Here is a 25,417-nt window from a genome sequence, read left to right as displayed (position 1 = left end):
TGGCAAATCATTTAATGATAGACTCATTAACGCTTTCGCTGTTCAGTTTTCAAAGAGCATTTTATTCAGCGGTCTCAACCGCGGAATTTCATATTATCAAATCGAGAGAAGTAAGTCAACAACTTAATTTTAATATAACTCGATTTGTTCAACCCAACCAAACATTCTCGTGGGCGGAATTTCACTATAACATGCAGTCCCCAGGGAATCAAGTATTTTTTTACTCTCATACTTTGAGAGACATGGTGCGGTCGCGAGACTCGAACTCGCTCGGGTCGCTGCTGGGTTCGAGTCCTATCACCCGCTCTATGATTTGTGGAGAGTTACTCAAGAGGCCTTAGGGGACGGTTTGCAAAACCGTTAGTGCAGCGAGGGTTCGAATCCCTCACTCTCCGCCTTTTCGTTTTGCGGGCGTAGTTGAATTGGTAGACACACCAGCTTGGAAGGCTGGAGTTCTGCCATGTTAACAGAGCCAGAGGCAGTCCAGGACACGATAATAAAGTCCTAGACTGCCTCTGGTTCATTGACCTAACGTTCCCGTTACCATTCATGCAGAGCTGCTGCACCAAAGATGCCCATTTGTAACTCTCCTATCTGACTTAATAAAAAACTAAACACTAAAAATTTTGCCCTTATTTATGATACGGTTCACAAAAGATTTTTTCGGCCTGGATGTCTCCATTCTCGAAAACCGACAACGCGAATATTTCTTCATTCATATATCTGGCGGTCATCACTGGCTCCTCGATAAGCCGGGACAACGCTTTACTGATCTTCTTCTTCCCACGAGATGGCTGCCTCTAATCGCTTTCTTACTCAGCCTGATTCTAATCCATATCCTACAGATTGGTTATATGTATGTCTCTTATTTCCATTTTGGTGATCGTCTGTCTTGAGTCTACCTACTTTTCACCTGAATCTTGGATATGACTACACTTCGTTCCCTCATTAAAATCAAAGAGAGTGTCCCTCCGTCATTTTATGACTTTTGAGACACCCTCTGTATCATGAACCTTTTCGTGCACTTATTTTATTTCTTGCATAAATTGTATGAAGTTTTCAGCGATTTCTTTTGACCGGAAATGGTGTAAATAATGGCCGCCTTCTAATGTCAACATTTTTCCCTGTACAGAATTTTTGACTTGCTCTTCATGGAGCGGTATCCATCCTTCATTACTTGTATTACCCGCATCTACAAACAAAATAAGGGGAAGTTCTTTGGGGAATGTTGAATGCTTAGCCCCTTTAAAATTAGGAGAAACACTTTCCAATTCGTTCAAGGTAGTATCATTAAACATGTTTTTATACGTAAGCATTCTCATTTGTTCTTTTGTTTCTTCATCAAACGGCGTTTCAGCATAGAGGTCAGCATCTAGGTTCAGCATCAATCTGCCGAAACCTGTTTGTTTGAGTAATTTAAACGTTGTTATCGGGAATGTGACATCCATACCACCTTGTGTTGGAACACTGGTATCGATTCCGGCAAATGCACGCACCTCGTCCGGATATTTGTTCACATAAGCCATCCCGTAAATTCCTGCAATAGAATGGCCCATTAACGGGAAACGGTCAATATTGAGCTGCTGTAAAGCTTCATGAATTTCACTTACAATATTGTCCATGCTCCGCTCTTTATCAGTTTCATCACTTAGTCCATAACCGAAAGGCTCAATTACGACGACTTTGTAATAGGGAGATAACTTGTCTATTAACAGCTTAAAATCAAGAGCCGGTGCAGCTGTTCCATAACCTGTCAGGAGCACGACGGTTTCTTCACCGTTGCCTTGAATCAATACATTCATTTTTTTCCCATCCACAGGTACTAACTGGCCATAAGATTGTATTTTTCCTTGCTCTGATTTGCTGCTGACCTGATCAACGATAAAAACAATGGCTATAAAAAGTAAAATTGCTATAGCTATAGCTGCAAGGGATTTAAGGATAATACGAAGCGGTTTACTCATCCTCTTTTTCGTTACCCCTTCTTTTAGTTCCACACGTATCTTCCTCCTTTCACTCCGGTTTATTCAGATTATCATGTCATTGATCCGAATTTTTGCTTTGCGAACAGGTGGCTCTTGCTCTTCCAACACATCTGCTGCATGTGCCGAAAAGCGAAGCAGCTTACACCTGATTTTGGTCATGTTCTGTCCGGACATAATTAGTCCAATTAAATTGGGCTTGTTTCTGCTCAAAAAGTTTTACAACGTTTTTAAATTCTTCTGGCGTTATGAAAAATTAATCTGCTGCGTTTCAATCTGTCCGCTTATCTCACCTCCATATATAAACTTATTTTACGCTATCAAAGTTTAACGAACATTGCATCTAAGAAGTTTGATAACTATTCCATACGTCCAACACATTTTCATTGATCCTCAACACCATTATTTTTCGCCGTCACTTGTGGTATGGTTCTCCGCTCATGATCTTAAACTATTCTGCCCGTTAGACAATCATGCAGCTCGCTGCACCACAGATTATGAAAATGGATTAGTGCGTCCATAATGATTGATAAGCTGGCGAAGAAGGTCTTTCAACATGGTGCCTTGAGCCCATCCGTTATGACTCCGGCGACCACGGTGCATCACTGGTCCATTTTCTTCTGCCTTTCTGTGTTTTTATTTTCATAGGAGTTTAACGGCCCAAGTCTAAAAAATTATTATCAGTGAACATGTATTTAAACATAAACAAAGAGCATTAGCTTTTACGCTAATGCTCTTTGTTAATTACTGACTCTAATCTAAATTTACCTACTCTAATGTCACAAAACTTCGGGACTCAGAGAGATACCTTTTATAACAAATGTGAGTTATAACAACAACTGTCCTAAAACACCTGATATTTATAGCCTTTTATATCTTAAAATAATCACAATATATATTTATGATTGTCTCTTTACAGAATTAAAGTATAAAATGCACACCCATAAATTGGTAGGTATAGTTCTTGCGTATCGAAAGGTTACTGCCCATTAGTTTAGCGAAGGCTGCCGGTGTTAATACCGGCAGCCTTTATTTGTGCTTGTTCCTCTATCGAACCCCATAGTTGAAGAGAAAGTGATATCTCATGATAGCTTAGTTTAATCTGTTCAGTTGGTTACACCCCTATTAGAGTTTTTTATTCTATAAAAAGGAAGACGCCATCCAAAATACATAGGATAGCGTCTTGATGCTTCAAATATTTTTATTAAGGATTGGTTGACCAAAGTCCAGCATGTTTTAATAAAACACGCGGATGAAGTTTTAGTCCTGCAACCATTAAGTCAGCTAAATCTTCTGCTTGCATCACTTTATCCGGATTACCGTCTGTTAAGTTGAGTTCAACAGCCATATCTGTTGCAACCGTACTTGGCGTTAATGTTGTAACACGAATATTTTGCTTACGCACTTCAAGCATTAATGACTCACTTAATCCGATAACTGCAGCTTTTGAAGCCGAGTATGCACTTGTAACTGGTGCACCTTTTTGACCAGCTGTTGATGAGATATTAATGATGTCACCTGTTTTTCGCTCTATCATTTCCGGTAATACCGCACGTGTTGTGTAGTACACACCTTTTACATTGACATCGATAATATTTGTCCATTCTTCAGGCGTTAAGTCCATGAAGTTGCCGAATTTTGAAATGCCGGCATTGTTTACTAAAATATCTATTGCACCCAGTTCGCCACGAATTGATTCAACCGCTGTAGTGATAGAGTCTAAATCCGATACATTTGCCATAGCGATTGCTACCTTCACATCATACTGTTTAAGTTCCTCTGCTACTCGTTGTAAATTTTCAAGCGTACGTCCAACGAGACCTACGTGAATACCTTCTCGTGCAAAAGCTACTGCTGTTGCACGTCCAATTCCACGTCCTGCTCCTGTAATTAACGCCACTTTACCTTTGATTGTTTGCATAGTGTTCACTCCTTGATGAAATAGATTTACTTTAGCTGAAAGGATTGATGGACCTGCTTTTTCCCAGTTCTTTATCTATCCCTTCCCCGTTTTATCACGGCTTTATTCGGTTTTTTGCACAATTTTTATTATATCACTGGTTTATTGAGGGATTACATCATCCCACACTTGCTCGATTATAACGATATTGCCATACTGGTTAACTTATTTGAAACATTTCTTTAAGGATTTTCGACACAATCCCGGGACGATGTTCCATACGAGGCCATTGACGCTGCCATAACTCAACTGATGAGTGTATGGGATTTGTTGTCTGCAAAGATGGGGATCAGGGCAAGATTTGAGAGAGGACAAGTTAGGGGATTATCTATGGGACGTACCTTCTAGGAAACCAGTTGCAAAAAACTGCCCTTTAGATCAGCAAGGGCTGCCTTATAGTCCCCAGGCAGCCTTTTATTGTTAGTATTCTGCTATTGATACCTGTTAGTTTTAATGAATGAGGAAATCCAATATTGAAAGAGGTTCAATTTTCTTCTCCTAGATATACAGAAACTATATTTGCGTGTCCTTCGAACATTGCGAGCAAATGTTCACGCATCCGTAAAGGATAGATATAATTCACCATATCAGAAATAGGTAACCACTCAATTCCGATCTGGTTTGGGTCTGGAATTTCACTCTTGATCTCTATGATTTTCCCGTGAGGGGTACACTCAAAAATGAATTCGATTTGGTGAACACCCAGTTCTTCGTTGAACCACTCACGTACAAAAAGCAGTTCACCAATCTTGATATTGATCCCTAATTCCTGCTGACATTCACGTTGAAGGTTTGTATGGAGGGACTCCCCTTTTTCCTGACCACCACCTGGTAACGCGTAAAAAACTCTGTCCTTCTCCTTGTATTTCACAGCAAGAAAATGATCATCTTGGCTCAATAGCACTCTAGCGGCACTTCTGATCTTAAGGTCTCTCCCCCGAAACTCAAAAACAAATTTATACCCACAAAGCTACCTGTCATTTAGTTAAGTAATGGCAGCGGTATTACTTCCTACAGCCTCTTTTTGTTACGCTATCGATCTCCGTTAGTTGAATAAAATCCGAGCTCTCTCCTTTACTTAATTCCTCTTTTGTTAAATAGATCATCTTCCGCATTTGCCAGTAATTAACAGTCGCGTTAAAATGGAACCGCTACTTAAACGTAAAATAACCGCGGTAATATTATTCTTATGTATTTTAAAGGCTGTACAGGTTCGCTAATTGGTGCAACTTTGATCTACTTTTTACTAATCAATGACCCACTTGAAAACATAAAACTTCTTGCAATAATTACTCCTTTCATTTTCATTGTAGGAATTTTCTGTTTTTTTATCTTAAGAATTCAACATTCAAAAAACATATCGAATTTTTGGTTATGTTTTATTGGTTTTGTACTATTAGGTGAGTTATTTGCCCTACTCCTTCATACTTTCTTACCTTTTGAATGGATTCTTAACATTATAACAGTAGTTGGCTCTTGCATTGAGTCATATTCACAATCGTTCTTTTCTCCGCATCGCTCGCATCCATCTTCGCAGCAAGGAATGTCCTTTTTCGTCATTTCCTTTGCCTGCACCCGTCTGACAATAATAGTCACTTGTTCTTCTGCCCCTTCGCTCATTTGGCTAAAATAAACACCAGCAATAAAGCACGAGTAGTCTAAATAGTAATCGAATGCCTCATTTGCGTTGTTTGCAGCTATCCAGTAGCCGTTGATCTCGTATACATTCATCTTTCGCGCCTCCTTCTATACAAATCGTGTGATGAGGACTAGGAAAGGTTCTGAGCATTTGATTGACAATTAACCAATGAGCCTCAAAAATGAAATTATGTGTAAATCTCGAAAGGAGAGATTTTTTTGATCATAGTTTTTGGTTCATTGCTACTAGTTGGGGTAGTGCCAGTCTCGACTCAAACTGCGCATCAGTGATATCAGCTTTGAATATACCTCAAGAAAGTGATTTACTGCTTTCATGACCGGGGATCGGATTGTTCCTTTTCCACAGACCTTTAAAGAGATGTTGGCCCTGCACGCTGATTCAGTAGTAAAGAGACCAAAAAATTATGGAGGTGAAGGTGTGTATGGCTAAATATAATCAGCGTCATTGCGAACGAATAATATCTGACAGATTAGTGGAAAAGGGATACTTGGTAGGAGGGCAATGCCGATGAGGGATGCTGCGGACGGTCAGCAGGAGCACTTCGAGACGCTGCCGCTGTTCTCCACCACTGACAAGGGCGGACGGATGACTGTACTCCGGCCGGGACGTCCCGTAGGACGTGCGGCTCCGCTGTTGCCGTGGCTGCTCGCAGCCGCTGCACTGTGGGCGCTGACAGGCTCCGTGCCGTTCGGTGCCCTGCTCGGCCTTGCGCCGACACCAGCGATCAGCATGTTCCTCGGTCATCCGGTCACGGTGGGCGTCGCTGTTGTGCTGTTGTTCGTCGCGATCAGTGCGACCGGCGGAGTGTACTCGCGAGCAGTCGATCAGTTCGGACAGACCAGGGTCGCCGGCCTGTTCGCGTCACTCGCGGTCTCAGGAGGTCTCGTCGCAGACGCGGGAGTCCTCCTGCTCTGGACGCTGACAAGCGATCCGTCGCGACCCTTCGACCTCGACGCCATTGCAACGTCGCCGACGATCCCACCAGAACTCGGCGCCGTCGTCGGAGCCGGCTTCGCCCTCTGGGCCGCCATCGCGCTCCTGCGGTTGCCCGGTTCGATCGCCCACGCCCGGCGGCGTCAGGCGGACATCGATCGCCTCCGCTTGGAGGGCTCGTCTTTCACCGGGACGCTGACCGCCGTGAGCTTCGCGAACAGCTGGCTCTTCGATCTCCCAATATTCAACGTCGAGGTAGGTTTTATCGTCGACGGTGCTCCTCGTGTCGTCTCAGCACACATGCGCACAAGCGCCGATCGCGTCCCCGTCGTCGGCTCGCGAATGCTCGTGCTGACCGACGATCGCGGAACCACCCACGTGGAGCTAGACTCGTCCAATGGAGCGACATTCGAGCCGGACGTAAGGAAGTACGCCGCACCGGACGGTTGATGCTGCTGCCCTGACCACTTCGGCCGGTGCACTGATCGGGAGCGGCGAGCGCATCTGGCGCAACAGTGCGTCCTGCACGCCCCGACGACTATATGATCAGTCTCCGTAACAGTAACCGGCACGCTCGTGCAGTCCGTCTATGCCCGATCTTGATCTCGCTTCCCAGGCCATCCTGGCATGTTAAGGCTTTTCTGATTTTTTCCAAATCAATTGGTGTTCTCTCCTCGTATAGCGATTTGAAGAAGGTGTTGAGCTCTTACTATCGTTCAAAAAAGAGTAATAGCCCCGTCTCTGTACGCCTCCATAAACGATTCTCATGGGTCGAATGTGGTGGACAACCCGGGGCGGAACTCGCTTCCATGAAACTCCTCCTCACTATAGCCTCGCTTCCATCTCGTATTCCTTTACGCGCTGGTAAAACATAGGCTTGGCTATCGATCCCGTCAGTTCAATGACCTGCATTTATGAAACAATCAACTTGAGGGCGAATGGTATTCGATGCTTATAAATACTTTCCTTTTTGCAACTATCCTGCTCGTTAGGGTAGTTACTCTTATTAATGACCAACTCTGATTCATTTTTTGACGAAGTTAACGAGAAGAACCTCCTATCTCTTTGAAAGGAGGTTACGTTATCCATTGACACAATTTAAGTATCTACCCTTTCACCTGGGCCGGGAATACTGCTTTTTTCCCTTGGTAGGTTGCAATGATTTGCACTTTTCCCTACTGTTTGGCCGTAACTTGTCCATTCTCGTCAACCACGGCTATTTCTTCGTTGGAAGAGGTTATCGGACCGACTCTAAAACTCTCTTTTTCCCATTCCAGTACGAAGTCACACCTATCTACGAAAACGCCCAGCCCTAGATAGCTCTTATCTTAGGCTGGGCCGTTTGTTGTCTGAGCTTCTTCCTAGATTATACATCTGACAACCAAGGGGTGGTAGCCCCGCAGCGTGAATACAGTGTTATGCGCCGTTACTGTCTTCGAAGCATCACCTAAAAACCTTTGATCAAGATTCCAACTCTATTTTTTACTTTGGTATAAAAACTCAACTTCACGATCTAGCAAATATCGATATTCAAATAATTGCATTGTTCTTTCCCTAATTCTCTCCCGTATAACCCTGCCTAGGCTTACCGATCCTTGTGATCCAAGGTAACGATTATCAATAAATGTCTTCTCTACAAATTTTGTTTCCCTTAAGTGATACTGTAACCATTCTTTCTGCGATTCAATTAGTGCTTCTCTTGATTCTCTATCCAACTTAGAAAGAAGTTTTTTATATATTTGATTCAACTCTTTATCCCAAATCTCTGTGTATTTGCTTTCCAAAGCCCCCCATCCCAATGTTGTAATAATCTCTTTGGAATTTTGATATTCATTAAATTCCACTTCATAATCATGATCTATAGGATTTCGAAGCATTTCATCATAAAATTCTCCTTTCAATTCATAGTTCCCAATGTTCATGGATAACACTTCATTGTTAGAAGGATCTGATCGACCTTCAGTTATTTCTTTCGATTCTGTTCCATTACCTGTACTCACTACATCAGGAGGCAGTTCAGAATTCATTATTGATTTAGTTTCGCCGTTCAAAGTAGTCGATTGACTAATATTTTGACAAGATGAAAACATTATCGTAATAAAAAATAGTAAGAGTATCTTACCTTTCATAAATTATCTCCTTAAATATTATCTTTAATATTTATCGGTAATGGCGCATAACGTCTTATTCACGAACTTCGTAAATAATCCCATATGTAGGGTATTCGCGAATACTTTTGAACTATCCTGCCTGTTAGCTTAATGCTTCTCCATTCCAACACCTTTACTTTAATACTATATTAGGATTCATATTTCGCTATTTTTAATCGAATAAAATCAAGAATTTCTTCTTGGTCCTTTACTTTAAGTTTTCTAAACTCCTCTAACAAGTCTCCCTCAATTTTACTAATATTGTGTACATCAAATACCCTTCCGCCATCACCTACAGAATTACTAATAACCCCAAATAACAACCACTCAATACTCACACCAAAATGAGTGGACAAAGCCATTATTGTATCAACTGATGGTTTGTATTTATCTTGCTCCAATTCGCTCAAAGTAGCTTGCGATATTCCGATTTGATTAGAAAAAGTCGCCTGGTTCAATTTATTCGTCTTTCGGATCATTTTAATTCGGCTGCCTATCGTCAAAATAATATCCTCCTCTTAATAGAATAAAAAGTCCCGATGATAAGTAACTCCATCATCGGGACTAAACTAAGCGGTTTCACACTTTTTTACTGGTTGCATAGTTTTTTTACTGGTTGCATAGTTTTTTTACTGGTTTCACACATTCTTTACTGGTTGCACAGTTTTTTATCACTGAACACATATTGTTCAGAGAAAATAAAGTATTAGACTGTTGTTGTTTATTTGATGCTATTGCTGTATAAGAAAGCTCTTTACCTTAGAAAAATAGGTATTAGACTATTCAATCCTTCCATAAAAATAGGCCAGTCAAAACACAAAAATAAAGTGTTAGACTGGCCTGGTTTATTGAGCTATCGTAACCCGATAGCGAAGTAACTTAACAAAAAATGAGAAGACTTGATAAAACACAACCAGCTTGTTGGTTATCGGTAGACTATACTCGGGGGTTTCACCCCACAGAAAACGCATTTACCTTTCCTTTAATTTGTGATCCAAAAATTGTATATGATAAGCAAGTGACTCGTAGCTATCTGAAGGGTTTGTCCCCACTAACTCCCTCGATACGTAATTGGATGAACCGCTCTTGTTCTTCTCTATTTTTCCTCATCAGTTCCGTTTATGATTCCAGTTTTCCCCATCTCTCTATACTTTTCATATCGCTGTTGTGTAAGCTCTTCTGGAGACATTAGTACCAATTCTTTTAGTGATGATTCGATTACAGAATCAACCCTTTCCGCCTGCCATTTTATATCATTTTGTGCTCCACCTTTCACTTCAGGAATGATTTGATCAATAATTCCTAAGTGCTTCAAATCTTTTGCTGTAATTTTCATGTATTCAGCCGCTTTTGGAGCATATTTAGCATCTTTCCATAATATCGATGCCGCTCCTTCCGGAGAAATAACCGAGTACCACGAGTTATCTAGCATATGAATATGATTTCCGATACTAATACCAAGGGCTCCACCACTTGATGCTTCTCCTATTACAATACAAACAATTGGTACTTTAAGTGTTACCATTTCAAATAAATTACGAGCTATTGCCTCAGAAATTCCACGCTCTTCAGATTCTCTCCCTGGATAAGCACCTGATGTATCAATGAATGTAATAATAGGGCGATTAAATTTTTCAGCTTGCTTCATAAGTCGTAAAGCTTTTCTATAACCTTCTGGGTGTGCCATTCCAAAATTTCTTTCTATGCTTTCCTTTGTGTTCCTACCTTTTTGGTGACCAATAATCGTAACAGGCATGCCTTTATATTTCGCAATTCCACCCATTATTGCTTTATCATCTCCATATAGTCGATCGCCATGAAGTTCGATAAAATCTGTAAACAATAACGGAATATAGTCTAAAGTTGTAGGCCGGTTACGAAGCCGAGCAATTTGAACTCGTTGAGATGGTGAAATATTAGTATAAATTTCACATTGCATTACTTTTAATCGTTCTTTTAATGCATGAATTTCTGATGATAAATCGAGATCATTTTTTTCCATATACTTCTGTAATTCATCGATTTTTTCTTTTAATTCTATTATTGGCCCTTCAAAATCCAAACTCATTCATGGCCTCCTTATATTACGATTTTTCATTCCTTTTTAAGGAAGCGGATTTAGATATCGAATCGATTAAGAGTTCAAAGCCATTGACAACTGTTTTCCGTTCAGATTCTGATAAATCATTGAGAATTCCTTGATAAAAACTTATCGATTGCTCCCGTAAAGAATTAACAGTTATTTGCCCTTTTTCTGTAAGATGTAGATAAACCTCTCTTCTGTTATTTTCATTTACTTCACGGCAAATAAGCTCATTTTTTACCAACTTGTCTACTAATCTACTTACCGATGATTGTTCTAATTTAAGCTTGTTAGCTAATTCCCAAATAGTTAATTTCTTGAGCTCTAGTTCTTCTAACGCCATCATTTGAGAAACCGATAAAGGTTTTTCAAACAGATCTTTTGGAATTCTTTCTGGTTCGAGAATTCCAGTTATTCTTATAAATTTTTTAATATCTGTTCTTAGTTTCAAGGCTTCTTCTCTATTCATAAGAAATTAATTACTCCCCTTGATTGGTGTGTCATGCATAATATGTACAATACATCTATTCCATTATACATGAAATAGATGTATTAACAAGTTACCGCCTTATTTCACATCCAAAGAAAACCATTTTGGATTACCAGTCGACCGTCTCTTACCCCTATCAAATAGACAGAACTAAAAAAGCCTAAGCAGCCAGCGTGTTTCGGTTGAAGTGCACCCCTTAATGCAGACATTGGAAAAACCCCCTGCGGATTTACGAAAACCTCAGGGGGTGCATTTTTATGCCAGCAAAGATATAAATCTGTCAACAAAACCAGGAAATATCGATAATCAGGTTCCTCTTGAAAAAGCAACAAATACCACAACGATTGTTTCCAAAGAACTCCATGGATATGTGGGTGAGGCTCAATCCGAGAGTGCATCGCTCAACATTTCCACACAAGCTGACGAAATCTGTTCAAAAATTAAGTGTCATCATCGTCCCAGGCCTGGTATTGTTAGCAACCATTTTTAGTTCAACAGACAGAAACATACAATACATTAATGCTTCAGACGCATAGACAAACACGGCTGTTGTATTATCCTGCCTGTTAGTTGAATAACTGGCGCCAGTCTAACACTTTATGTCTCAGTCTAGTACTTTATTTTTCGGTCTAATACTTTATTTTACAGTCTACAACTTTATTTTTACAGAACACATATATGTTAGGTGATAAAAAACTGTGGAACCAACTTTGTTGATTTTACTTTGTTTCCGAAGGTAAGTGATAAAACCTATAAAAATAAAATATGGAACCACTCGGAATTACCGTTGAAAAAAAGTCGGGAACCGGAGCATTCTGGCCTGTCAAGAATTGTGTGTAAACTCAATCGACCAATATTTAAAAGGATTCATCCCCCTAATGGGGATATCTTTTTCGGAGCCAACAGATCCAAGGACGTAAGGAAAAGGGAACCCTTGATATGTTGTTGTAGGAAAAGACAATCCCTTCGGGGATGAATCCTTTCTTTTATTTGGTAACGGATATGTAGGCGTACTCGATCCTCATAGAAAACAGATAACGGCAAGGGAATCTGTCCCCAATTGTGGACCCGCCCTGTCCATTTACGTAATACATCCATAGTGATGAGATACAGCATCTTAAGAAGGGCATCATCTGTGAGAAACAAACAGAGCCTTTCCTTTCGTAACTTTTCGAAGTTGTCATTGGTAACTTTCAATTACGTTGGTCATATAAGTAAGCTTTCGAATCTTAAGGGGGATATTAAAGAAGGTAGCAATCTGATCCCAGTTGGTTCGCCAGAAACGTACCATCAAGGGATACTAGCTCCCCCAAGTTTGCTCAAACTGTTCGATTCTTCGAGTGCAGCTTGCTTCGTAGGAGCTTTGTAAATGGGCTTTAACTCAGAAGTAACCTTTTTTAAATCCATATAGGAAACGTATTTGATGAATGGCACACTTCTGAATCTCTGTCTTTGGATAACATGCTAAAATGACCTCATTAAAGCCTCGGGGGTTATCAACACTCATAATGAGAATATCTGGAAGCCTATCGTCAATTTATTGGAAGCAGAATCAATCGAATTTTTAGTGGTTAATGCTACCCATATGAAAGCAGTCCCTGGGAGAAAAACAGATGTCAAAGATGCCGAATGGATCGCTGAACTTCTTCGCCATGGATTACTTACAGCTAGTTATATTCCCAACCGAAGTCAACGGGAGTTGAGAGAACTAGTTCGATATCGTCGAAGCATAATTGAAGAACGCGCACGACAACATAACCGAATTCAAAAGGTATTATAGGGCGCCAACATTAAACTTTCTTCTGTTGTATCCGATATTTTGGGCGTCTCTAGCCGAGATANGTATAGGCGAACAGCAGCACGAAAAGGTAAAAAACGAGCTGCAATTTCTGTAGCCCATGCCATGTTAAGAATCTCCTACTATCTACTTACCCGTAAAGAAATGTATGTCGATTTAGGAGAAGATTATTTTGAAAAGCAAAAACAACATTTCATAGTAAGGCATTCGGTTCAGAGATTAGAAAAGCTGGGATATACCGTTACGATTACTGAAGCCTCTTAATCTAAGAGAAATATACATAGCATAGCACTCAGGCGTTGCTGTTTTTAAAAAATGAATGAGCTACGTCTTTTTTAGTGTTGCCATTTTTCGTTATACATAGAAATTAATTTTCATGGGAGTTCAACAAGAAATGCTCTCCTTTAAGATATTTTATAAAATAATCTTCAATAACTGATGGAAAACTTTCTGCTAGAGATTGATGTTCAATGGGATTTAATGAATGGAATGCGAAAGTTCTTATAATAGACCATATAAAAAAAGCTTCTAATAACTCTATATAATTTTCTTGAAGTTGATGTACTTTGCTATATGAGGCAATGAATATTTTCCTATTTTCAAATGAAAGATGCAAAAATGTTTCAGCCATATCAAATAAATAAAAACCATAACCACAATTCGAAAAATCTATAGGTCGAGGAATATCTTCATAAAACACATAATTACTCTCATGAAGGTCAGAATGAATAATTCCCCAGTTACTCTGTAATCGTTTATGGCTTTGTATTACATTTGCTATTTTGTGCGCTGACTCTTCCACATACGCAAATGCTTCACTTGACATAAGTTCTAAATTTAACAAATGTTTTAATTGATTAAGTGATAAATATAAATGATCGGAATTGTATATCGGTCTATTAAAGCCGTCAGGTGCATTCCATTGCATAGAATGTTTATGTAGAGCCGCCATTAATAGAGCCAAATTTGCAGTTTCATTGCTTGTTGGCTCTCTCATAAGCACTTCGCCATTAACCCAATGATGAATAGTCACAATGAATTTATTATCGTTATGATAAGTTGATATTTCTGTTACCAGATCACCTTCTAGATTTCTTATAGGAACAGGTACAAAGAGATCAGTATCTCCATCCAAAGCTTCTAGCCAAATGAGTTCGGATTCGATATTATCCTTTGTTTTATTAGAACTCGTCGAGATATGGATTTTGATAAGATACTTCTGATTTTCATCGTTTGTATGAACTAGGAATGTGACATTATCACTTTTTCCTAGGTAAACAAGTTCATCACAAATGATCGGATATTGAATTAACGATTCTTTTGCCACTTTCGCATACTCTTCTTCAGAAAGCATAATATCCACTCCAGTCGTGTACTTTTAAGTGACCAAGATTAATTATAACTAATGATTACTGCCCGTTAGTTGAGAAAACGGCTGCCATTTACGCAGGCTGCCATTTTCGTGTGTATTAAGCTATCAAACCCTATAGTTTTCTTGCTTTGACTACAAAAGTTACAGGAAGCATCTTTGCTTTTTTTGCAAAATCGCTGTTACCGTCCCGCGATTGCATAATTTCATCATCAGATTGCTCAATCATTTGCTCAATTACAAATCCTGCTTTTGCCAACGCATTCACATAGGTTGATAGTTTACGGTCCGATAGTGTTAGAGTTCCTTCATCAAGAGATACCGAATACCAAGATTCATCGAAGTAACATTTTTTAAAAGCAAGCCCATTATTTTCTAGAACAACACATTTGTGTATAGGGTGAGACCAACTGAAAATGAATACACCGTCTTTTTTTAGGTAAGATGCGATCCGGCAAAAAGTACCCTCAAGGTCGCTAGTCCAGCCTATGGCATAAATCGAATAAACAAAGTCAAAATAATCCACTGGTACGCCACATTCTTCTTCCATGGGAGAACAGATCAATTTTGCTGAAAGACCGCACGACTTCAAATGTTGCGATGCCTTTTCGATTTGTTTTTCTGATATATCCATAGCCCATAGTTCAGATGCTTTGCGTTCTCCATGATATTGCAAGGATTGACCGTTTCCACAGCCGATCTCCAGCATCTTTTTCCCCGAGACGTCGCCAAAAAGCTGGCATTTTTCTTCTGAGACAAATGCTCCATAAAAAGGAAGCACGATTGCTCCTAAGAAGTCATTTCCTTTTGTATCCCAATAGAAACTGTTTGTTTTATAAACAGAATTCTTATCCATGCTGGCCCTCCCCAAATATTGTTCGCTGGCTTGACCACTTATAACCATATTTTAACATAAGTATTTGAAGATACTGCCCGTTTGTTGAATAACTGGCGCCAGTCTAATACTTTATTTCTCAGTCTAGTACTTTATTTTTCGGTCTAATACTTTATTTTACAGTCTACAACTTTATTTTTACGGAACATATAGAAGATTAATCCTCTTTGGTTGTTGCACCAGCCCAGCCTATTTTTTATGTTAAAGGACACGTGGAATTTTAAAGCTGACTAATTTGATATTTACATAGGTAAAGCCCTTTTTTTAAAACCCTTTGGCTGGTTCCATTTTCTTCTGCCTTTTTGCGTTTTTATTTTCATAGGAGTTTAACGGCCCAAGTCTAAAACATAATTATCAGTGAACAGGTATTTTCATAAACAAAGAGCATTAGCTTTTACGCTAATGCTCTTTGTTTAAATACTGACTCTAATTTAATTTTACCTACTCTAATGTCACAGAACTTCGGGACTCGGGGAGTTACCTTTTATAACAAAACAATACTTTTTTGTATTTATAATTCAAGAACAATACTTTGTTGTTCAGAACAACACTTTATTGTAATGAATCATATATCTCAAAACCCCTCTACCCTTACTCCACTGTTACACTCTTAGCCAAATTCCGTGGTTTATCCACATCCAGGCCACGAGCGACAGAAGCGTAGTAAGCGAGCAATTGCAATGGAATGACGGTCAGAATCGGTGTGAGCATCGGGAGTGTAGCCGGCATGTAAATAACCTCATCCACACTCTTGATCAAATCGTAGTTGCCCTCTGTAGCAAAGCCCAGCACATGCGCGCCACGAGCTTTTACTTCCACGATGTTGCTCACCATTTTTTCGTAGATGTCAGGTTGTGTTGCGAGAGCGACTACAGGTACATTATCTTCAATCAGCGCAAGAGTTCCGTGCTTCAGCTCACCAGCCGGATACGCCTCGGAGTGGATGTAGGAGATTTCCTTCAGCTTCAGAGAGCCTTCCAGCGATACAGCATAGTCGAGGCTGCGGCCGATGAAAAACAGGCTGCTTACCCCTTTTGTGCTCTCTGCAAAATGACGAACCTGATCTGCATCCTCTAGCATAGAAGCGATTTTTGCCGGGATCTCCTCGAGATGATCTATAACCTCCGCAACCTCAGCCGCGGTCATTGTGCCTTTTACCTGAGCCAAGTACAGGCTGAACAGATAGAGAGCTACAACTTGTGAGGTGTACGCTTTGGTTGAGGCCACCGCTACTTCTGGACCTGCCCAGGTGAAGATCACTTCGTCGGACTCACGAGCGACGGAGCTGCCTACCACATTAGTGATAGCCATGACTTTCACGTTGCTCTTTTTCGCCTCGCGCAGCGCAGCCAGCGTATCGGCTGTTTCACCGGATTGGCTGATCACGATCATCAGCGTCTTGTCCGTATAGATCGGGTCGCGATAACGGAACTCGGAAGCAACTGCAACTTCAACTGGTACACGGGTCCATTTTTCGATGACGTCCTTACCGACGAGACCTGCGTGCATAGAAGTACCGCATGCAACGATATAGATGCGATCGTACATCGCTAGCTCGGCATCGCTCATTTTCAGCTCAGGCAAAATCACGCGCTTTTGTTCTGGATCAATGCGTGCACCCATCGTATCACGAACGGCTTGCGGCTGTTCATGAATTTCTTTGAGCATGAAGGAATCGTATCCGCCCTTCTCCGCTTGTACCAGATCCCACTCGACATGAAACAGTTCACGCTCGATTTTTTCTCCGGTCTCTGCGTGCATCAGCTCCACACCGTCGCGAGTCAGCACAGCCATTTCGCCTTCGTTCAAAATGTACACATCACGCGTATGCTCCAAAATGGCCGGAATGTCTGAACCGATAAAGCTCTCGCCATTGCCTACCCCAACAACCAGCGGGCTAGCCAAACGGATGGCAACGAGCTTATCTGGCTCATGCTCAGTCATGATTCCGAGTGCATAGGCACCACGCATGCGCTGAACAGCCCTGCGTGCTGTCGAGACGATATCTCCATCGTACATGTCTGCAAGCAAGTGAGCGATGACTTCTGTATCCGTCTCAGAGGTAAACGAATAGCCTTTTGCCAAAAGCTCCTCTTTGAGTGGCAGGAAGTTTTCGATGATTCCGTTGTGAACAACAGCAAAGGACGATTTTGCATCCGTGTGAGGGTGGGAGTTTTCATCAGACGGTTTTCCGTGCGTTGCCCAACGCGTATGCCCAATCCCCATACTTCCTGTCAATGGATGCGATTCCAGACGCTCTTCCAGCACAGCTAGACGTCCCTGTGCTTTATCCAGCTCCAATCCTCTCTCGTTCACAACAGCGAGCCCGGCCGAGTCATATCCGCGATACTCCAGCTTGCGAAGTCCTCCGATAACGACATCTTGCGCTTGTTTAGTTCCAATATATCCAACGATTCCGCACATAATTGAATGGTCCCCTTCCATATGACGGGGGACACAACCCAATGCCAATGGTACGGGGGTGTGCCCCCGCCATTCCACGTTTTATCTATTTATGATTCGTTCTTGTTATTCATCCGTGGCTATTCTTACGTATCACAAGCACGATTTTGTCCATCCGGTCACCCGGATGTTTTGTCCGTGCACTCTGCGGCAGTGATACTGCTGCCGGGAGGTATCCGCCGAAATCTTCGATAAACCTCCACCTCGTCCACTGGGCTCCATGTCGGGCAGCCGCAGTGCTGGCGCTTGTCAACAGTTCTTACAGCTTACAGGCATTCTTTGTCCTCTTCCCCGTTCATCTCCCCCTCGATCCCCATTTACGATTGTGCGTATGCACATGAACACTGTACCACAGATCTCTGTAAGCGACAATATTCTTCGTCATTTACATGTATGCAAAAGGGAGCGGCATCGCACCACTCCCTTTCCATTATTTTTTACACAAGTTCTTGTTTCACTACATCTACGATCCGATGAACCAGACCTTCCAATTGGGAAGCATCCGGACCTTCTGCCATGACACGAACGATAGGTTCTGTTCCCGATGGGCGTACTAGTACACGTCCATTTCCAGCCAGCTCTTCTTCTACTTCGCGGATCGCTTGCTCGATTGCCTCATTTCCGTTTAGCTTAGACTTGTCCTCAACGCGTACGTTGACAAGCAGCTGCGGATACTTAACCATCACTTGTTTCAGTTCAGACAAAGGTTTGCCCGATTCCTTGATGATGTTCAAGAGCTGTAGACCCGTCAAGAGACCGTCTCCCGTCGTATTGTAATCGAGGAAGACGATGTGACCGGATTGCTCGCCGCCAAGATTGTAGCCGCCACGCAGCATCTCCTCGACCACGTAACGATCCCCTACAGCCGTTTTTGTTGTATTGATGGAGCATTCCTCCATCCCTTTGAAAAAGCCCATATTGGCCATTACAGTCGTTACAATTGTATTGTTGTTCAGCTTTCCTTTTGCTTTGAGAGCACGCGCACAGATCGCCATGATGTAGTCGCCATCGATGATTTCCCCATTCTCATCTACGGCAATACAACGATCCGCATCTCCGTCAAAGGAAAGACCTAGGTCTGCCTTATGCTTCAGTACTTCTTCCTGCAAACGCTCAGGGTGCGTAGATCCACACTGTTCGTTGATATTAACTCCATTTGGGTTAGCCCCGATGGTAATCACTTCTGCATCCACATCAGCAAACAGACGGGCTGCTAGCGAAGAAACTGCCCCATTCGCGCAATCAAGCACGACCTTCAAGCCGTCAAATCGTTCGGAAACTGTACTTTTCAAGTGGGAGAGATACTTTTGTCCTCCCTCCAAAAATTCCAGTACCGTACCAATGAGCTCGCCTGTCGGTCTTGGCAATATGTCTTCTGCCGCGTCCAAGTATTGTTCTACTTCTGCTTCCACTTCGTCGGACAGTTTAAAACCGTTGCTGCCGAAGAACTTGATTCCGTTATCCGGAAACGGATTGTGGGAGGCCGAGATCATGACACCCGCATCTGCACCGAGTGCGCGTGTAAGATACGCAACACCTGAGGTAGAGATAACACCCAACCTGACCACTTCTGCTCCAACCGATAGCAAGCCGGCCAAAAGAGCACTTTCCAGCATTTGACCGGAAATACGCGTATCGCGACCGATGACCACTTTTGGTTTCCCTTCTTGCTTGTGTCTGGTGAGAACGTAGCCGCCAACGCGTCCGATTTTAAATGCCATCTCGGGTGTCAGCTGCGTATTTGCCACTCCACGTACACCGTCTGTTCCGAAATACTTCCCCATGTTTGTCCCTCATTTCCTTCCTTGTGCACACAACAGCTTATGTCTACCTTTGCTTGTTCGTGATTTCAATTGTGACCTTCTTCGGTGCGCCTACTGAGGTCTTGATGTAATCAGACTGATTAAAAATGTAGTTCAACGCTACTTCATAAACACCCGCTGGCATGTTGCTTACATCTGCAACTACCTGCAAGTCTTCCTGTCTCAAGTTGCCGAGTACCTGCTCTGCGCCTATGACGTCAAAATCGATTGTAGACATTTCTTGACCATCGGTGGACAGCACTTTAGCCTGCATGTCCTCTGATAGCCCGCTAATGCGGATCGGGATCTTTTCCAAACGCTTGACTGTAGATGGAACAACCTTGAGCGATACCTTTAAATACTCCGGCTCCACCTTTACGATGTTGTCCATTATCGGTATCTTTAGCTCTAAAAGGCGATCTGATGTAATGTTGCTAAGATCAATCTCCGGTCCAGGATAAGTGGTCGCTTTCAAGGCGTCGATCACTTCTTTTGGTCCGAACACAGTCACTTCATCCACATTCATATCCACACTAGCCAAACTATAGCCATTTGGCATTTCATTCGTCAAGTTTAATTTGATCGGCACTTTGACGAACGGACTTGTCACCGGGATATTCACTTCCACGGTGAGTGGAACCACATCTGCTCCTTGAATCACATTCCCCGACTTGTCCACCACTTTGAGTGGTACTGTAGTCTTAATTGCGGAAGTTGCCCCTTCCAGATCGACAGATGCCTTGACAGCAGCTACCTTGTCTACCTGACTTTCAGGCACCCGTACAAGAGCACGGAACGGTTTTACAATCGGCTCACCTGCGGTATAGCCAGGTGCCACCTGTCCCAGCATTTCTACGGCGACTTCTCGCTCCACTGTCTTTTTCTCTTCCAAGGTGATTTCCACGATGTTCGGGATAATTCCGACCTTTACCTCGTCCGGAAATCCTTTGTACTGCACAGGCACCCGGTGTGTTCCTTTGCCTAAATTGGTTGCATCGACATACACTTCATAGGAATCCGCCGGGAATAAATTATGCTTGTAAAAAGGGTTATTGCTCTCCAATGCTACTTTTACCGTTCGCTGCTGCTTTACAACCTGAAAGCGATCGGTATCGTATTTGACATGTAAATTGACGCTATCAATCAAAACAGGTTGACTTGCTGCTTCTGGGAGGTTTGTCTGTTCTGTTTCCAGGTTGACCACCATCCACATCATGACAGCCAAAAGCAGCGCTACTGCACGTGCAAACCAATGACTGTTCAACCACTTATCCATGTTTTCGCCTCCATTGCCAACGACTTCCCATGGATTTGCTCTTCGACAAAGGCTGGAGTTGTTCTGTCAGCATCTCTGCCAATTGCGCCTCCGTCAGATTGCGATTCATTGCGCCATGTGTGGCAAAGGACACCTGCCCCGTCTCTTCTGAAACGATAATCGAAATGCCATCAGAAACCTCGCTCACACCAATCGCAGCGCGGTGACGAGTCCCCAGCTCCTTGGAGATGGAGTTGTTTTCAGATAATGGCAAATAACAGGCGGCTGCCAGAATCACATCCTTGCGCATAATCACCGCTCCATCATGCAATGGCGTGTTCGGAATAAAAATATTGATCAATAACTCCGAGCTCACGCGGCCATTAATGGCGATCCCCGTCTCAACGTAGTCATTTAGGCCTGTTTCGCGTTCGATCACGATCAATGCCCCAATGCGACGCTTGGCCATGTAGGTAACAGATTTACATACCTCTTGGACGAGACGATTTACCACATCGTCATCTTGTATGCTGCTGGAACGGGAGAAAAGCTTTCCACGCCCCAATTGCTCCAGGGCACGGCGCAATTCAGGCTGAAAAATGATGACGACCGCCAATACCCCAAAGGTAAAGGCCTGTGACATCAACCAGTGCAAGGTTTTCAGCTGGAAGTACTTGCTGAGGAGCCAGGTTATTACAATCACCATGATCCCCTTTAGCAATTGTACAGCGCGCGTACCACGAATGAGCATGATTATTTTATAAATCACGTATGTAACGAGTAAAATATCCGTTCCATACCGTAATAGGTCGCCATAGTCCATGGATATCATAACGAAGCCCCCATATCTCGCTCCATCGCAAAAAATCAGTCTATCTCCTGTGGAAAAAGCACGGCTCCACTGCCGTGCTGTTGATAGCTGTACTCTCTATTTTCTCCTATGGCAAAGCTGGAAGCAAGTCATTTCCAATATTTTTCACCTCATACCATATCCAATCGAAGATAGCTTCAATGGATTCGGTATTTCCAACGACCTGCGCCGTAGATGCCACAAATACTTTCCCCTCTATTGCAACTACATTACCATGTACCTCACCTTGGACTTCCACATTGCCGTTTCGTACGACCAAATCCCCATCAATACTGATTCCAGCCGGGACTACAACGACATTGCGCTCACGATCTATTTTCAGTTTATCCATATTCGATGAGGATACTTGCAAAATGTTATCCCGGTCAAACCAGTTGGCGCACAAACTGCCGGTCATCAAAAAGAAAAAGACTGCTGCTGCCGTTAGGAACGGATGGTTCCGTAACCAGCTCGAGAACAGGTTTTTCTTGGTAGGAGCAGGTAATTGCGCAAGTACGCGTGCCGTAAAATCAGAAGAAACATGAATATGCGAAGCACTTTGAACAAATGCGATGGCCCGCTGCAACTCATGCATATGTTGGCGGCAGCTCACACAAGTCTTCATATGTGTTTGCAAATGCTGATTGGTAAGTTCATCAGTGTCCCCATCCAGATACTCATGGATAAGGCTAATCATATCCCGGCATTCCATCGTGATTTCTCCTTTCTCACATCAATCGCAACTTGCTACGTAAAGCTTCTCGCCCGCGATGAATTCGAGTCTTGATAGTTGTTATGGGCAGCTTTACGATATCGCTGATTTCTTGTAACGATAGATCTTCGATATAGCGTAAGATCATAATCGAGCGATACTTGGGCTGCAGATGGGACAGTGCATCCTGTACGGTCTCCTGCAGTTCCTGGGTCACGACTTTTTCCTCAGGCGTTCGTTCGCTAGAGGATAAACGCGAATACCAGTCCATGCCTTGGCCTGGTTCGGTTTCTTCATCCAATGAAAAGTCGGGGCGTTTCTTACGTCCACGGTCGATACATAAATTGGTCGCGATTCGGTATATCCATGTGGAGAACTTGTAGCTGTCATCGTAGGATTGCAAATTGGCATAAACACGCAGAAAAGTCTCCTGCGCGATATCTTCTGCATCCTGGCGATTTCCCACCATACGATACGCTAGCTGGAATATCTTGTCTTTATAAATCTCGATCAACTCGGCAAAAGCTTCGCGGTCTCCACGCTTTGCCCGCTGAGTTAACCGTTTCTCTACAAAATCCATGCGATCCTCCCCACAATACCGTAATCCTATATACGGATGATACTGCAAATGGTTTCGTATCAAAGTTTGTTTGTGAAGATAATTTGTTGGGTAATAGAGGAATATGAACACTTGTTTCCTCTATATATTAATGGTGGCAGCTTTTTATATCATGACGCTGTAAAGGAGAGAGCGCAATGTCAAAAAAGGATGTTCTCCTCCAGATTGAACAGTTACGAAAAAAACTGAACGATCATTACAAGGAACAGCGATCCATTACCCCAGAACTAGTGGAACTAAGTGTTCAGCTTGACCATCTATTGAACAAACTGAATCTCCATCCTTAGAATGTACTGCTTTCTCCCACCAATGTAAAGATGCGGAAACGTAAAAAAGAGAGGCCATTTTCTGCCTCTCTTTGTTTGGAAAAAGAAATCATTTTCTTATAGAAGCTTATCTCCAAAAACAGAGCTCATAAGTGCAACCGCTACACGCGCTGTCATGTTTTCACGATCAAGGATCGGATTTACTTCTACAAACTCAGCGGAACAGAGAATGTCTGCATCTGCGAGCATTTCCAGGGATACATGACCTTCACGATATGAAATGCCCCCGATTACCGGTGTACCTACGCCTGGAGCATCATGTGGATCAAGACCATCCAGGTCAAGGCTCAAGTGCACGCCATCTGTATTTTTGGATACGTGAGCAATCGCTTCGTCCATAACACGCGCCATGCCAAGCTTGTCGATTTCGTGCATCGTAAATACTTTCATGCCAATACGCTTGATCAATTCCCGCTCGCCTGCATCCAAATCACGCGCACCGATCACTACTACGTTTTCAGGCTTTACTTTTTGTGCGTAACCACCGATGTTTGTTAGACGATCATGTCCATATCCCAGGCTCGCTGCGAGTGGCATTCCATGGATATTGCCAGAAGGAGAAGTAGTACCTGTATTTAAGTCTCCATGGGCGTCAAACCAGATGAGCCCCAAATTTTCCACATGCTTGGCTACACCAGCAACGGTTCCGAGAGCAATGCTGTGATCACCGCCAAGTACGAGCGGGAAGCGCCCTCCTTGCATGATGTCGCTTACAACATCAGCAAGCTTTTCGTTGGCTTCCACTACTTCATCCAGATATTTATGATTTTCGGTTTCTGTAAAACGGTGAGGACGTGTAACAAAAATGTCTCCACGGTCTTCAATATTCAAACCCATTTTTTCTAAACGAGCTACTACGCCAGCATAGCGAATCGCGCTTGGTCCCATATCTACACCGCGACGATCTGCTCCAAGATCCATTGGTACGCCCACAATACTAATGTTTTTGTTCATAATAAGTGCCGCACTTCCCTTCGCTCATTCTTGCTCCTACGCTTTTATTGTAGCCTCCGAAAGGGAAATGACTCAACTCGACAGGAATTTGCATAAATAACCTCCAGAAAGGGATGCTAGGCCCTTCCAGGAGGCTATTTTCGTGAGCATATAAAAAACGAGCGATCATAGTGATCACTCGTTGCTTTTCGTTATGGAGCGGGTGATGGGAATCGAACCCACGCGACCAGCTTGGAAGGCTGGAGTTCTACCATTGAACTACACCCGCAAAGAAACGCAAAAAAGGGCATCAAGTGTAGGGTTAAAACTGGTCGGGAAGACAGGATTCGAACCTGCGACCCCTTGGTCCCAAGCCAAGTACTCTACCAAGCTGAGCTACTTCCCGACAATAAAATTTGTTTTGGTTGTGGGGCCCCCGAAAAGTACTCGGAATAGGCTACAACGCTCTTCTTCACTTTTTGGGGTGTAGAAGCGTGCCCTGAGAGATTCGAACTCCCGACCTTTTGATTCGTAGTCAAACGCTCTATCCAGCTGAGCTAAGGGCACATATTATTCCTTGTCTCTTCCCCGAAAAATAAGTCTTTTGGGGTAAAAACTGGTGAGCCATGAAGGACTCGAACCTTCGACCCTCTGATTAAAAGTCAGATGCTCTACCAACTGAGCTAATGGCTCTCATAAATGGCTGGGGTACTAGGATTTGAACCTAGGAATGACGGAGTCAAAGTCCGTTGCCTTACCGCTTGGCTATACCCCAATATGCCTAAAAATAAAAATGGTGGGGAGAGACGGATTCGAACCGCCGAACCCGGAGGGAGCAGATTTACAGTCTGCCGTGTTTAGCCACTTCACTATCTCCCNTATCCTTTAAAATATAAGTGGTGGAGGCTGACGGGATCGAACCGCCGACCCTCTGCTTGTAAGGCAGATGCTCTCCCAGCTGAGCTAAGCCTCCAAATACCCCAAAAAGTGAAGCACAGCGTTGTAGCAACACCGAATACTTTTCGGGGACCCCGACAACTGAAAGATAATAAAAACATCAGTTTCACTTTGTGGGGTATGGTATGGTGACCCGTAGGGGATTCGAACCCCTGTATGACAGCGTGAAAGGCTGCTGTG

At 42.8% G+C, this 25,417-nt stretch carries 19 protein-coding genes, 7 tRNA genes and 4 pseudogenes; 6 read left to right on the top strand and 24 right to left on the bottom strand.

Translation table 11 applies throughout. The features are described 5' to 3' along the window. The first annotated feature begins 317 nt into the window (after positions 1-317). Positions 318-395 (top strand) — tRNA-Cys (locus tag ADS79_RS09525). A gap of 630 nt (positions 396-1,025) precedes the next feature. Here ADS79_RS09525 and ADS79_RS09520 read toward each other — a convergent pair. The 4 genes from ADS79_RS09520 to ADS79_RS09505 form a co-directional block, all read right to left on the bottom strand. Beyond that, positions 1,026-1,964: an alpha/beta hydrolase gene (locus ADS79_RS09520; RefSeq protein WP_049738214.1), complete on the bottom strand. Its 939-nt coding sequence runs from the start codon at positions 1,962-1,964 to the stop codon at positions 1,026-1,028. 1,222 nt (positions 1,965-3,186) lie between these two features. After that, positions 3,187-3,903, bottom strand: a complete 717-nt coding sequence (locus tag ADS79_RS09515; protein WP_049738212.1) for a 3-ketoacyl-ACP reductase — start codon at positions 3,901-3,903, stop codon at positions 3,187-3,189. Positions 3,904-4,426: 523 nt separating this feature from the next. After that, complete coding sequence (locus ADS79_RS09510; protein ID WP_084765764.1) at positions 4,427-4,864, bottom strand: NUDIX domain-containing protein; 438 nt, start codon at positions 4,862-4,864, stop codon at positions 4,427-4,429. 500 nt (positions 4,865-5,364) lie between these two features. Continuing rightward, positions 5,365-5,673, bottom strand: coding sequence for a hypothetical protein (locus ADS79_RS09505; RefSeq protein ID WP_049738210.1), 309 nt, complete (start codon positions 5,671-5,673; stop codon positions 5,365-5,367). A 436-nt stretch (positions 5,674-6,109) separates the two neighbouring features. Here ADS79_RS09505 and ADS79_RS09500 point away from each other — a divergent pair, with 436 nt between their 5' ends. After that, positions 6,110-6,985: a hypothetical protein gene (locus tag ADS79_RS09500; RefSeq protein WP_049738209.1), complete on the top strand. Its 876-nt coding sequence runs from the start codon at positions 6,110-6,112 to the stop codon at positions 6,983-6,985. Between the two features lie 1,025 nt (positions 6,986-8,010). Here the strand turns inward: ADS79_RS09500 and ADS79_RS09495 are convergent. The 4 genes from ADS79_RS09495 to ADS79_RS09480 all read right to left on the bottom strand — a co-directional run bounded on the left by ADS79_RS09495 (position 8,011) and on the right by ADS79_RS09480 (position 11,237). Beyond that, positions 8,011-8,664 (bottom strand): lysozyme inhibitor LprI family protein, encoded by a 654-nt coding sequence (locus tag ADS79_RS09495; RefSeq protein WP_049738208.1) that lies wholly within the window; start codon positions 8,662-8,664, stop codon positions 8,011-8,013. Between the two features lie 170 nt (positions 8,665-8,834). Then, positions 8,835-9,188 (bottom strand): helix-turn-helix domain-containing protein, encoded by a 354-nt coding sequence (locus ADS79_RS09490; RefSeq protein ID WP_236699938.1) that lies wholly within the window; start codon positions 9,186-9,188, stop codon positions 8,835-8,837. Positions 9,189-9,781: 593 nt separating this feature from the next. Continuing rightward, positions 9,782-10,753 carry an acetyl-CoA carboxylase carboxyltransferase subunit alpha gene (locus tag ADS79_RS09485; protein ID WP_049738206.1) on the bottom strand — a complete coding sequence of 324 codons (972 nt, stop codon included), beginning with the start codon at positions 10,751-10,753 and terminating at the stop codon, positions 9,782-9,784. Between the two features lie 16 nt (positions 10,754-10,769). Then, positions 10,770-11,237, bottom strand: a complete 468-nt coding sequence (locus ADS79_RS09480) for a MarR family winged helix-turn-helix transcriptional regulator (RefSeq protein WP_049738205.1) — start codon at positions 11,235-11,237, stop codon at positions 10,770-10,772. A 292-nt stretch (positions 11,238-11,529) separates the two neighbouring features. On the opposite strand from ADS79_RS09480, the pseudogene ADS79_RS09475 reads away from it, so the two are divergent. Continuing rightward, positions 11,530-11,748, top strand: a pseudogene (locus tag ADS79_RS09475) (hypothetical protein); the annotation flags it as partial. A gap of 506 nt (positions 11,749-12,254) precedes the next feature. Here the strand turns inward: ADS79_RS09475 and ADS79_RS36040 are convergent. After that, positions 12,255-12,777, bottom strand: a pseudogene (locus ADS79_RS36040) (transposase); the annotation flags it as partial. Between ADS79_RS36040 and ADS79_RS36035 the strand changes: the two are divergent. Together ADS79_RS36035 and ADS79_RS36835 are read left to right on the top strand one after the other, a co-directional pair. Next, positions 12,778-13,099, top strand: a pseudogene (locus ADS79_RS36035) (IS110 family transposase); the annotation flags it as partial. It abuts the pseudogene before it with no gap. Position 13,100: 1 nt separating this feature from the next. Beyond that, positions 13,101-13,320, top strand: a pseudogene (locus tag ADS79_RS36835) (IS110 family RNA-guided transposase); the annotation flags it as partial. A 103-nt stretch (positions 13,321-13,423) separates the two neighbouring features. On the opposite strand, the gene ADS79_RS09465 reads toward ADS79_RS36835, so the two are convergent. The 8 genes from ADS79_RS09465 to sigW form a co-directional block, all read right to left on the bottom strand. Beyond that, a complete protein-coding gene (locus ADS79_RS09465; protein WP_049738202.1) occupies positions 13,424-14,410 on the bottom strand; it encodes a phosphotransferase enzyme family protein in 987 nt (328 codons plus the stop codon). Between the two features lie 130 nt (positions 14,411-14,540). Beyond that, positions 14,541-15,281, bottom strand: a complete 741-nt coding sequence (locus ADS79_RS09460; protein WP_174769655.1) for a class I SAM-dependent methyltransferase — start codon at positions 15,279-15,281, stop codon at positions 14,541-14,543. 630 nt (positions 15,282-15,911) lie between these two features. Continuing rightward, positions 15,912-17,744 (bottom strand): glutamine--fructose-6-phosphate transaminase (isomerizing), encoded by a 1,833-nt coding sequence (glmS, locus tag ADS79_RS09455; RefSeq protein WP_049738200.1) that lies wholly within the window; start codon positions 17,742-17,744, stop codon positions 15,912-15,914. A 476-nt stretch (positions 17,745-18,220) separates the two neighbouring features. After that, entirely contained in the window at positions 18,221-19,567 is a 1,347-nt protein-coding gene (gene glmM / locus ADS79_RS09450) for a phosphoglucosamine mutase (RefSeq protein ID WP_049738199.1), read from the bottom strand. A gap of 43 nt (positions 19,568-19,610) precedes the next feature. Beyond that, positions 19,611-20,861 (bottom strand): CdaR family protein, encoded by a 1,251-nt coding sequence (locus ADS79_RS09445; RefSeq protein ID WP_049738198.1) that lies wholly within the window; start codon positions 20,859-20,861, stop codon positions 19,611-19,613. After that, a complete protein-coding gene (gene cdaA / locus ADS79_RS09440) occupies positions 20,854-21,672 on the bottom strand; it encodes a diadenylate cyclase CdaA (RefSeq protein ID WP_084765762.1) in 819 nt (272 codons plus the stop codon). Before cdaA ends, ADS79_RS09445 begins: the two co-directional genes overlap by 8 nt. Before the next feature lie 106 nt (positions 21,673-21,778). After that, positions 21,779-22,402 carry a zf-HC2 domain-containing protein gene (locus ADS79_RS09435; RefSeq protein WP_049738197.1) on the bottom strand — a complete coding sequence of 208 codons (624 nt, stop codon included), beginning with the start codon at positions 22,400-22,402 and terminating at the stop codon, positions 21,779-21,781. A 16-nt stretch (positions 22,403-22,418) separates the two neighbouring features. Further along, positions 22,419-22,982: an RNA polymerase sigma factor SigW gene (sigW, locus tag ADS79_RS09430; protein ID WP_049738196.1), complete on the bottom strand. Its 564-nt coding sequence runs from the start codon at positions 22,980-22,982 to the stop codon at positions 22,419-22,421. 176 nt (positions 22,983-23,158) lie between these two features. Here sigW and ADS79_RS09425 point away from each other — a divergent pair, with 176 nt between their 5' ends. Then, complete coding sequence (locus tag ADS79_RS09425; RefSeq protein WP_049738195.1) at positions 23,159-23,308, top strand: aspartyl-phosphate phosphatase Spo0E family protein; 150 nt, start codon at positions 23,159-23,161, stop codon at positions 23,306-23,308. A gap of 96 nt (positions 23,309-23,404) precedes the next feature. On the opposite strand, the gene rocF is transcribed toward ADS79_RS09425, so the two are convergent. The 7 genes from rocF to ADS79_RS09385 form a co-directional block, all read right to left on the bottom strand. Next, positions 23,405-24,301 carry an arginase gene (gene rocF, locus ADS79_RS09420; protein ID WP_049738194.1) on the bottom strand — a complete coding sequence of 299 codons (897 nt, stop codon included), beginning with the start codon at positions 24,299-24,301 and terminating at the stop codon, positions 23,405-23,407. Positions 24,302-24,495: 194 nt separating this feature from the next. Then, positions 24,496-24,569: transfer RNA gene (locus ADS79_RS09415), tRNA-Gly, on the bottom strand. A gap of 40 nt (positions 24,570-24,609) precedes the next feature. Further along, a tRNA-Pro gene (locus ADS79_RS09410) sits at positions 24,610-24,686 on the bottom strand. Between the two features lie 87 nt (positions 24,687-24,773). Continuing rightward, positions 24,774-24,847, bottom strand: a tRNA-Arg gene (locus ADS79_RS09405). A gap of 50 nt (positions 24,848-24,897) precedes the next feature. Further along, a tRNA-Lys gene (locus ADS79_RS09400) sits at positions 24,898-24,973 on the bottom strand. A 7-nt stretch (positions 24,974-24,980) separates the two neighbouring features. Further along, positions 24,981-25,055: transfer RNA gene (locus tag ADS79_RS09395), tRNA-Gln, on the bottom strand. Positions 25,056-25,177: 122 nt separating this feature from the next. Beyond that, a tRNA-Val gene (locus tag ADS79_RS09385) sits at positions 25,178-25,253 on the bottom strand. Between the last annotated feature and the right edge of the window lie 164 nt (positions 25,254-25,417).

Source organism: Brevibacillus reuszeri (assembly GCF_001187725.1).
Taxonomy (GTDB): Bacteria; Bacillota; Bacilli; order Brevibacillales; family Brevibacillaceae; genus Brevibacillus; species Brevibacillus reuszeri.
Note: the sequence above shows the minus strand (reverse complement) of the source record. Positions and strands in the feature narration are given on the sequence as shown.

Excerpts from the sequence above, each read along its gene's own strand:
- rocF (WP_049738194.1), bottom strand. The coding sequence starts at position 24,301 with ATGAACAAAAACATTAGTATTGTGGGCGTACCAATGGATCTTGGAGCA.
- ADS79_RS09505 (WP_049738210.1), bottom strand. The coding sequence starts at position 5,673 with ATGAATGTATACGAGATCAACGGCTACTGGATAGCTGCAAACAACGCA.
- ADS79_RS09465 (WP_049738202.1), bottom strand. The coding sequence starts at position 14,410 with ATGCTTTCTGAAGAAGAGTATGCGAAAGTGGCAAAAGAATCGTTAATT.
- ADS79_RS09495 (WP_049738208.1), bottom strand. The coding sequence starts at position 8,664 with ATGAAAGGTAAGATACTCTTACTATTTTTTATTACGATAATGTTTTCA.
- glmM (WP_049738199.1), bottom strand. The coding sequence starts at position 19,567 with ATGGGGAAGTATTTCGGAACAGACGGTGTACGTGGAGTGGCAAATACG.
- sigW (WP_049738196.1), bottom strand. The coding sequence starts at position 22,982 with ATGGATTTTGTAGAGAAACGGTTAACTCAGCGGGCAAAGCGTGGAGAC.
- glmS (WP_049738200.1), bottom strand. The coding sequence starts at position 17,744 with ATGTGCGGAATCGTTGGATATATTGGAACTAAACAAGCGCAAGATGTC.
- ADS79_RS09425 (WP_049738195.1), top strand. The coding sequence starts at position 23,159 with ATGTCAAAAAAGGATGTTCTCCTCCAGATTGAACAGTTACGAAAAAAA.
- ADS79_RS09460 (WP_174769655.1), bottom strand. The coding sequence starts at position 15,281 with ATGGATAAGAATTCTGTTTATAAAACAAACAGTTTCTATTGGGATACA.
- ADS79_RS09435 (WP_049738197.1), bottom strand. The coding sequence starts at position 22,402 with ATGGAATGCCGGGATATGATTAGCCTTATCCATGAGTATCTGGATGGG.
- ADS79_RS09445 (WP_049738198.1), bottom strand. The coding sequence starts at position 20,861 with ATGGATAAGTGGTTGAACAGTCATTGGTTTGCACGTGCAGTAGCGCTG.
- ADS79_RS09485 (WP_049738206.1), bottom strand. The coding sequence starts at position 10,753 with ATGAGTTTGGATTTTGAAGGGCCAATAATAGAATTAAAAGAAAAAATC.
- ADS79_RS09480 (WP_049738205.1), bottom strand. The coding sequence starts at position 11,237 with ATGAATAGAGAAGAAGCCTTGAAACTAAGAACAGATATTAAAAAATTT.
- ADS79_RS09520 (WP_049738214.1), bottom strand. The coding sequence starts at position 1,964 with ATGAGTAAACCGCTTCGTATTATCCTTAAATCCCTTGCAGCTATAGCT.
- ADS79_RS09500 (WP_049738209.1), top strand. The coding sequence starts at position 6,110 with ATGAGGGATGCTGCGGACGGTCAGCAGGAGCACTTCGAGACGCTGCCG.
- cdaA (WP_084765762.1), bottom strand. The coding sequence starts at position 21,672 with ATGATATCCATGGACTATGGCGACCTATTACGGTATGGAACGGATATT.
- ADS79_RS09515 (WP_049738212.1), bottom strand. The coding sequence starts at position 3,903 with ATGCAAACAATCAAAGGTAAAGTGGCGTTAATTACAGGAGCAGGACGT.